The following is a 7,957-nucleotide window of genomic DNA, read 5'->3' as shown; positions in this document are numbered from 1 at the left end:
AAGTTTAATCACAACTTTCTGTTGAAATTTTTTAGCAAATAAAGAGACTTCATTTAAAACATCAACAACATCTAAATATGCGTGATCAGCAACACTATCCGTTCTAACTTGAAGTGCAAATAATATAAAACCATCATCTAAAGTCACTTTAGCTTTTGACTGTTTATATTTAGACAGCCCTTTTTTCAATTGTTGTATATAAGGCTCTAAAATATCATCTGGTTTTTGAATTTTCTCAATTTCACTCTTATACTTATCTAAATTTTGAGCAATATCAGCCCACCCACCATAACCCTTTGGATCTATAGAATACAGCCCCTTTATAGGAGCCTCTTTATAGGACCAGATATTTGATGGATTCTCATAACTATGAAACGATAAATAAGGATTCGAAGTATTATTACGAGGTATTCCATAGGTTGGATAGCTCACTGGAAGCAAACTCACCACTAAATTCAACTCAATTAAACTAGTCGTAATATTATTCAAAAAAATCATATTATGATGATCTGCTTTTTTTACCCAATCTTGTGGGTATTCAAAAATAAATTTCTTAGCTTCCACGATAAAAAACATAACCAGTTGAATTACTAGCATTTTAACATCTTCACACATCCGTTTTAAAAATTTTTAACTTTATTAAAACAATTATTAGTGTTAAATTAGTACCAGAATTCGAGCAAAAAATAATGCTTTGATTTTATTATGTATTTTATGGTGTACCCATGTCTCAACATACGATTGAAATTGTTAAAATATCTCCTTGTATTATTCCAGATAACAAGCCATACAATCGTACAGCTCCTCGTGAAGCACATTTACAACCAGATGATTACCAAGAGAAATTTGATTACAAGACATTAAGTTTCGATACTTTTTATTCTGAAGGTAAAGTTATCTTATCTGGGCCACCTCTGTACGGCTTAGAAAAATTTATTGAGAATGGTAAAATCTTATTAGATGACCAAGATCATACTCAAAATATTAAAACTATTCATTTTGATCGCACTCAAAGTAATCATATTACTCAAATTGAAACACAACCGCATGAGCTTACCTGGGAATATGAAGATATTTCAATTCACACCCAAGTTAATAATCATTTCTTAAATGAATTCAAAGGTAAAAAAGTTCTTTTTACGCTATCCAAAAATAATAAATTTGAATGGATTTATGATTGGATTTTGTTTTATAAGAAATATCATCATATAGATACTGTTTTATTTTATGACAATAATTCAAATAATTACTCACTTGATGAGCTTAAAATCTACCTCGAAGAAAAAGAATTAGATATTGATATTTATCTAGTTCCTTGGAATTTTAAATATGGACCACAAGGTGGTATTTATAGTGGCAAAGGTAAAACACCTTGGGATTCCGACTTTTGCCAATATGGTATGTTTGAACATGCAAAACACCGCTTCTTAAAATATTCTGCTGGTGTAATTAATGCAGATATTGATGAGTTAGTCATTACTCCAAATGGATCGTCTATTTTCGAATTACTCGCTGATCATAAAGGGCTACTCTATCCAGGCTATTGGATTCAATCCATTCCATTAGGGGATAATAAAGAGACTCGTTTCTTTAATTATGCCTATAGAAGTAAAGATGACAAGCATAGTGATAATAAATGGTGCATAAACCCTTCTAAATTAGATGATCAAACTCAATGGAAAGTACACTCTATTCGAAAAACTAATTTAAAGAGTTTGAAAGGTGTCTATTATGCGCATTTCAAAGCTATCAATTACAATTGGAAAACTCAACGTGTAGACAATGTAAGTTATAACGAGTCTAAACATTATATAGATCATAATGTTTATACCCAGCTTAACAACTTGTTTCCTCACGAATCCCCTAAAATTGCACTATCCTCTCAGACCATATCGACAGGACTTTTTGAAAAGATTAAAGCAATATTTAAAGCATAAATCTAAAAATGGAAGTATTAAATTTTACTTCCATTTTTATTTAATAATTTATTATTCATCGCGATAAAACGAGTTTTCCAAGTTCTGATTTGTTTTTTTACACTGAATGAGAGTGTATTCTTCTTCTTATTACTTCTGTTTACATCAATCACACTTTCAAAGCCACTTGGTCTAACCAAGGGTTCCCAAACAGATAAACCTTTGCTGCTCTCACTCAGCCAAGCTTGTAAAAAATTATCAACTGGCATAAAGATTTCTAATCCACATTCAATGAATTCCTGAGCACCTTTACGCGACCAGACAAGTCCAATAGTTCGAATTGGGAAATAATACGCCTGCAATAATTCATGTCTGTCAAAGGTTTTAAGCGTTTTACAAATTTTCTTTTTCTTAGGACCAATATTAATTAAGTTCCATTCAAATGTTTGATTATTTTGTAAAAAATCTAAGATCTCATCTATACTTTTTTTATAATCATCTGCCAGCTTCATATCATCTTCTAAAACAACAAGATAATCCGCATCAGTAGCTAAAAATTTTTGGATACATCCAACATGACTCAAATAGCAGCCAATCTCACCATTAAGCAGGCTACGTCCCATGACTTGTTTTGCTTTATCATCATTATAAGTTTCAAAGGCTTCTAAAGGCTTACCACGACCATCTACAGCAGGAAATCTTTCAAACTTAACATTTTGAGCTGTCAAAATTTCTGAAGCATTTTTTAAACGCTCATCACTGCCATCTAAATTAATCAGATATGTTTCAACTTTCATGAAGAATTCCTATTATAAAACTTTGGCAGAAATTACAGCTTGTGGTAAATAACCGCGTAATTTTTCGATCATTGCATTTCGCACAATTTCAGCATCTTGAGCATTGAGTTGGTCCAAACTTTGGATACAACCATATTTAATCTCATTCTGCTTTAGAGCCGAAACAAAAGTTTCAATACTCTCAGCATTTTTTAGATAAGCCAATTCTAAATCAGGCTTTAAAACCGCTTCATCCTTTTGAATTTTCAAATGATTCATCAATGAAATTGGATTCAACTGTTCGACGCTTCTAAACTTATACTTAATCTGAGTTTCCAATAAATCAGGATGATTAAGTAGATATTCACTCAAAATTTTTCGATCTACGCAATGAGGATAATGATGAATTTCAAAAAACTCTTTCAAACCTAAAATATCTGCGCCCAACATCTGCCCGATTACATGACCAGGCTGAATTGGTTTATTAAAATGTTTGTTCAAAAACTTACGATATTTCAGTTTGGTCTTATAACTAAAGCAACTCTTCCAATGTCCATAAGTCACAATTTTATCACTTTCTAGAAAGTCTTCAGTTTGCGCTGTCGAATTAAAGAAAAAGTCATCATTTAGGTAGATAAAATAATCGGAAAGCCCTTGGATATTCCACAACATGCTCTCAATTGAACGTGTATTAAACGTTGGCAAGAACTGCTCATAGCCTGCAAAAATTTCACGATGATCTACAACACGAATTTTATCTGCTTCACACAAACCCTGCGAAACAAATTCATTTAAAAATTCCGGCTGTTGATTGTCTGTGACGATATGAATACGGCGACAAAATGGCACATATTTCAAGATAGACGCAATATTGTAATAAATCTCATCATTGCTCGCAAAACGTGTATCGCTGACTGCATCTGATGCATCTTCACCAGTCAAATACTTATGACGTTTACGCTTTAATTCAAGGTCATTGCCATCTACCCAAGCAATAACAATATCCAACTCTTGCATCTAACTTACACTCAAATTTTGTCAATCATTTTACTTTATTATTGCCAAGCATCTTTAATCCAATCAGATGGCAATACATGACGATACCATTTACCACCACCACCAGAAACAGCATCAGGCGGATTGATTTCACCATGGAAAATGATAATTTTTGCATCTTGTGGTTTTATAGGTGGCTTAAAATACGCCAATGGAATCTTTTGTAGGCAATGATATTTATAACTCTTACACCATTCTTTCGGCCAATAGCTCAGTTTTTTCTGCTGATTTACGTACCAAGAAAGATATTCTTGCTCATTACGGAATTTATGACTAACTTCGTCAAAATTTTCACGAAAATACGATAATATCTCAGGAAAAGCACCGATTTTAAAACGATAAACTGAACTGTTCCCTGTCACACGCCAAGGTCGTTTCCAGTCGTGAATAATCAGGAACTCTCCAGGATGAGTAAAGAATCCATCAATATTATCCACAATGACCACATCAAGGTCTAAAAACAATAAATTGCCTTTTAAACCATATAAATCAGGCTCGAAAGTTGAAAGTTTATTCCAACCACGTTCAGGGCTTCCCTCTGGAAGTGCCAATGAAGGAATTGGAAAACATTTCACATCAGGATTGATGCCTTCTGTGCGATCAGTCAAACAGACCATTTGAAAATCGACTGTGGTGTGACGCTTAACCATGTTGTAGAGTCGATTGACATAATCAGCACCATATTTGGTGCCCCACTTCATACACAGCACAATATTTTGTTCTGATTCAGCTAAATTCGACTGTAAATTTGATTCATTGACCTGCATGCATCAATCTTCCACCTGAGCAATACCTTATCATACCATTACCGTCGCCAAGTTACTGTATTCGATTGCATAAGCTGAACAATTTGTTTCATGAGAATATGTTATGATGTCGTTATCATTAAACGGCTGAATTATGATTTGAATAAGTCATTTTTATCGTTTCACTGATTCATGATATACATTTTGCAAGCACATTTTCTAGATTAGGTTTTTATGAAAATAGCAGTCGCTGGAACAGGTTACGTTGGCTTATCGAACTCTATGATTTTTGCACAACACCATGAAGTTGTTGCAATAGATATTATTCAAGACAAAGTCAACCTACTGAATAATAAAATATCACCCATTCAAGACGCTGATATTTCAGAGTTTCTAAAAGAAAAAAAATTAAACTTCAAAGCCACAACCAATCCTGAAGAAGCTTATCTGAATGCTGATTTTGTGATTATTGCGACACCAACCGATTATGATACTCGAACCAATTACTTTAATACCCAAAGTGTTGAAAGTGTGGTGCAACAAGTTTTAGAGATCAATCCTAGTGCAGTGATGATTATTAAATCAACCGTTCCTGTTGGATTCACCAAAGGCTTAAAAGAAAAATTCAAAACAGAAAACATTATCTTTTCACCAGAGTTTTTACGTGAAGGTAAAGCCTTACACGATAACTTATATCCTTCTCGGATTATCGTGGGTGAAAAGTCTGATCGTGCCAAGCTCTTTGCAGACTTACTTATTGAGGGCGCAATCAAAAAAGACAGCCCTGTTCTATTTACTGATTCAACTGAAGCCGAAGCCATTAAATTATTTGCCAATACTTATTTGGCAATGCGTGTCGCTTACTTCAATGAATTGGATACTTATGCACAAATCTTTGGTTTAGATACCCATCAAATTATTGATGGCGTATGTTTAGATCAACGTATTGGTAATCACTATAACAATCCATCATTTGGCTATGGCGGTTACTGCCTACCGAAAGACACCAAACAATTATTGGCAAATTACAACCATGTCCCGAGTAATTTGATTCAAGCAATTGTCGATTCAAACAGTACCCGTAAAGACTTTATTGCCGATTCTATCATCGCGAAAAACCCAAATACTGTCGGGATTTATCGCTTGGTTATGAAAAGTGGTTCGGACAACTTCAGAGCTTCTGCGATTCAAGGTGTAATGAAACGCATCAAAGCCAAAGGCATTGAAGTGATTGTTTATGAACCGACTTTGCAAGAAGAAGAATTCTTCAAATCTAAAGTGGTCAATGATTTAGAGCAGTTTAAACAACAAAGTGATGTGATCATTGCCAATCGTATTTCAGATGATTTAAGTGATGTATTAGAAAAAGTGTATACACGAGATATTTTCGGAGCAGATGAATGAAAGTCCTTGTCACAGGTGCCGCAGGTTTTATTGGATTCAGTGTTGCGAAAAAGCTGTTAGAACGTGGCGATGATGTTGTCGGTTTCGATGTAGTGAATGATTATTATGATCCAGCATTGAAAGAAGCTCGTCTTGAAGTTTTAGAGCAAACTGCACAACACACTCAAGGAACATTCACCTTTATTCGTGCGAACCTTGCCGATAAAGCGATTGTGGATCAATGTTTTAAAGATCATCAGTTCGATCGTGTGATTCATTTGGCTGCTCAGGCAGGTGTGCGTTATTCACTTGAAAATCCATTGGCTTATGTCGAAAGTAACTTAATTGGATTCACCAATATTATTGAAGCTTGCCGCTACAACAAAACACCGCATTTGACTTATGCAAGTACCAGTAGTGTCTATGGTGCCAATACCACCATGCCATTTAGTGAAAAACATGGGGTTAATCACCCTGTCCAATTCTATGCAGCGACGAAACGTGCCAATGAATTGATGGCACATAGTTATAGTCACCTATTTGGCTTACCAACGACTGGCTTACGCTTCTTTACGGTTTATGGTCCTTGGGGACGCCCAGACATGGCGCCTTTCAAATTCACCAAAAACATTATCGAAGGTAAAACCATTCAAGTGTATAACCATGGCAATCATAGCCGTGACTTTACCTTTATTTCAGATATTGTTGAAGGTGTAATTCGCACCAGTGATCAAATTGCGCAACCTAATCCAAATTGGGACAGCAATAATCCAGACCCTTCCACAAGCTATGCACCATTCCGCATTTTCAATATTGGCAATAATAACCCAGTGAAATTGATTGATTTCATCAATGCGATTGAACAATCAACAGGTCATTCAGCGATTAAAGAATTGCTTCCATTACAACCTGGTGATGTACAAGATACTTTGGCAGACAGTACAGCTTTACAAAATGCTGTGGGTTATAAACCTTCAGTGTCAGTTGAAGATGGTGTACAACAATTTGTGGATTGGTATCGAAATTTTTATAAAGTCTAAATAGAGACGATTGGTGTTAATTATTAGCATCAATACCTTGAAATAAAAAAAGGATTCCTATCCATAAAGACAGGAATCCTTTTTAGCATTCAGCCACTTATTTTACATAAGTTAACCAATGTGCATATTTAGGGTCTTTACCCTGAACAGCATCAAAGAATGCTTTTTGAATTTTTTCAGTGATCGGACCACGCGCACCAGAACCAATTTCACGGTCATCATATTCACGGATCGGCGTTACTTCAGCAGCAGTACCTGTAAAGAATGCTTCATCACCGATGTAGAACTCATCACGCGTAATACGGCGTTCAACCACTTCAATACCCAAATCTTTTGCAATAGTAATGATCGTTTGACGTGTAATACCGTCCAAAGCACCGCCTGCAATATCAGGTGTATGTAAAGCGCCATCTTTCACTAAGAATACGTTTTCGCCAGAACCTTGGCATACGTAACCTTGTGGATCCATTAACATTGCTTCGTCATAACCCGCTTGAGCCACTTCTTGGTGTGCAAGAATTGACAAAGTATAGTTACCCGCAGCTTTTGCTTTACACATGGTCACGTTAGGATGGTGGTGAGTAAATGATGAAGTTTTTACACGAATACCCTTCGCCATTGCGTCATCGCCAAGGTAAGCACCCCAGCTCCATGCAGCAACAGTTGCATGAATGGTATTATCTGATGCAGCGATACCTAATTTTTCCGAGCCAATGAAAATAATTGGACGTAAATAGCAAGAAGCCAATTTGTTTTCACGAACAACATCAATTTGAGCTTGTTCAAGAGTCGCTTGATCAAATGGAACTTTCATTTGATAAATTTTCGCTGAATTTAACAAACGTTTTGTATGGTCTTGGAGACGGAAAATCGCAGTACCGTTAGGAGTTTCATAAGCGCGGACACCTTCAAACACACCCATACTATAATGTAGCGTATGAGTTAAGACGTGGACTTTAGCCTCACGCCAATCCACCATTTGTCCATCTTGCCAAATAAAACCATCACGATCAGCCAAGTTCATGGCGCACACTCCAAAT

Annotated in this window: 8 protein-coding genes; 3 read left to right on the top strand and 5 right to left on the bottom strand. The window is 35.5% G+C overall.

Features of this window, described 5'->3' with window-relative positions:
- Positions 1-597 (bottom strand): hypothetical protein (locus tag EXE10_RS07440; RefSeq protein WP_130112927.1); only part of this gene is annotated, 597 nt, incomplete at its 3' end.
- 128 nt (positions 598-725) lie between these two features.
- On the opposite strand from EXE10_RS07440, the gene EXE10_RS07435 reads away from it, so the two are divergent.
- A complete protein-coding gene (locus EXE10_RS07435) occupies positions 726-1,937 on the top strand; it encodes a hypothetical protein (RefSeq protein WP_130112926.1) in 1,212 nt (403 codons plus the stop codon).
- A gap of 17 nt (positions 1,938-1,954) precedes the next feature.
- Here EXE10_RS07435 and EXE10_RS07430 read toward each other — a convergent pair whose 3' ends face one another.
- From EXE10_RS07430 to EXE10_RS07420, 3 genes are read right to left on the bottom strand one after another with little or no spacing between them, the layout of a single operon-like run.
- Complete coding sequence (locus tag EXE10_RS07430) at positions 1,955-2,713, bottom strand: glycosyltransferase family 25 protein (protein WP_130112925.1); 759 nt, start codon at positions 2,711-2,713, stop codon at positions 1,955-1,957.
- A 12-nt stretch (positions 2,714-2,725) separates the two neighbouring features.
- The gene (locus EXE10_RS07425) at positions 2,726-3,709 is read right to left on the bottom strand and encodes a Stealth CR1 domain-containing protein (protein ID WP_130112924.1); all 984 of its coding nucleotides are present in this window, start codon (positions 3,707-3,709) and stop codon (positions 2,726-2,728) included.
- 38 nt (positions 3,710-3,747) lie between these two features.
- On the bottom strand, positions 3,748-4,515 hold the full coding sequence (locus EXE10_RS07420) for a glycosyltransferase (RefSeq protein ID WP_130112923.1): 768 nt from the start codon (positions 4,513-4,515) through the stop codon (positions 3,748-3,750).
- Positions 4,516-4,728: 213 nt separating this feature from the next.
- Here EXE10_RS07420 and EXE10_RS07415 point away from each other — a divergent pair, with 213 nt between their 5' ends.
- Positions 4,729-5,898, top strand: a complete 1,170-nt coding sequence (locus EXE10_RS07415) for a nucleotide sugar dehydrogenase (RefSeq protein ID WP_068972851.1) — start codon at positions 4,729-4,731, stop codon at positions 5,896-5,898.
- Positions 5,895-6,917, top strand: coding sequence for an NAD-dependent epimerase (locus EXE10_RS07410; protein WP_087552428.1), 1,023 nt, complete (start codon positions 5,895-5,897; stop codon positions 6,915-6,917). Before EXE10_RS07415 ends, EXE10_RS07410 begins: the two co-directional genes overlap by 4 nt.
- A 97-nt stretch (positions 6,918-7,014) precedes the next feature.
- On the opposite strand, the gene EXE10_RS07405 is transcribed toward EXE10_RS07410, so the two are convergent.
- A complete protein-coding gene (locus EXE10_RS07405; protein WP_068972849.1) occupies positions 7,015-7,941 on the bottom strand; it encodes a branched-chain amino acid transaminase in 927 nt (308 codons plus the stop codon).
- Positions 7,942-7,957: the final 16 nt, after the last annotated feature.

Source organism: Acinetobacter sp. WCHAc060033 (assembly GCF_004209125.1).
Classification (GTDB): domain Bacteria; phylum Pseudomonadota; class Gammaproteobacteria; order Pseudomonadales; family Moraxellaceae; genus Acinetobacter; species Acinetobacter wuhouensis.
The sequence above is the reverse complement of the archived record's forward strand: the minus strand, read 5'-3'. Positions and strand labels throughout refer to the sequence as shown.